The organism is Paraburkholderia sp. EG304, assembly GCF_046543485.1.
In the GTDB taxonomy this organism is placed as follows: domain Bacteria; phylum Pseudomonadota; class Gammaproteobacteria; order Burkholderiales; family Burkholderiaceae; genus Paraburkholderia; species Paraburkholderia youngii.
In genome coordinates, this window is sequence record NZ_JBKGUA010000257.1 from 1 (window position 1) to 832 (window position 832).

Consider the following 832-nt stretch of genomic DNA (forward strand, 5'->3'; position numbering starts at 1 on the left):
AATGCCGGGCTATGCGACCGGCGGCTTCTTTTTGCCATCTTTGGGTTCCTTTTGCTGGTCCCTATGACCAGCTCAGGCCCCGACCGTTCCACTTACCGACCTTGTCCGAAATTCCGGCGCCACCTCTCAAGCTGAAAAGTCTGGACGGGCTATTCGCCGGCCGTCATTTTGACCGTGAGTTGATCATTCTTTGTGGGCGCTGGTTTCTGCGCTACAAACTCAGCCGGCGCGATCTCGTCGAGATGATGGCTGTGCGAGGGTTGTCGCTGGCTCACACGACGATTCTGCGTTGGGTGCGCCGCTATACGCCCGAGCTCGTCAAGCGCTGGAACCAGCTTGCCACGTCTGCGGGACGGTCGTGGAGGGTTGAAGAGACGTATCTGAAGATCCGGGGAAAATGGGTTTATCTATATCGGGCGGTGGATCGGGACGGCCAGACGGTAGACTTCATGCTCAGGGCTATTCCGGGCCAATTGTCAGCGACTAATCGTTTTGCGATGGAGGCGGACGCTGCGTATCCGGATCACCAGTTCCCTCGCTCGATCGACACGCTTTCACGCGGCGTTGCAGGGGTGCGCAGTTGAGCGCCAGAAACAAGGTAGGAGCCGTCGCGGAGATCATGTTGTAGACGAAGCGTTCTCCCTGGAGCGGCCCCCTGAATCGCCGGACACAGTCTCCCACTTAAAATAGCGGGTAGGCATACGAGATACACGGGCAAAGAGCCAGCGCAGGCTGCATTCGACGAGGGTATTGACCTTCAGGTGATCAAACTCGAAGAAACGAAAAAGGGTTTCGTTCTGCTCCCCCGGCGGTGGGTGGTCGAGCGCAGCTT

2 pseudogenes are annotated in these 832 nt (G+C 58.1%); both read left to right on the plus strand.

Going from position 1 to position 832, the window contains the following annotated elements:
• Window positions 1-110: 110 nt before the first annotated feature.
• Window positions 111-461 (plus strand): annotated as a pseudogene (locus ACLFKU_RS43730) (IS6 family transposase); the annotation flags it as partial.
• A 246-nt stretch (window positions 462-707) separates the two neighbouring features.
• A pseudogene (locus ACLFKU_RS43735) lies at window positions 708-832 on the plus strand (IS5/IS1182 family transposase); the annotation flags it as partial.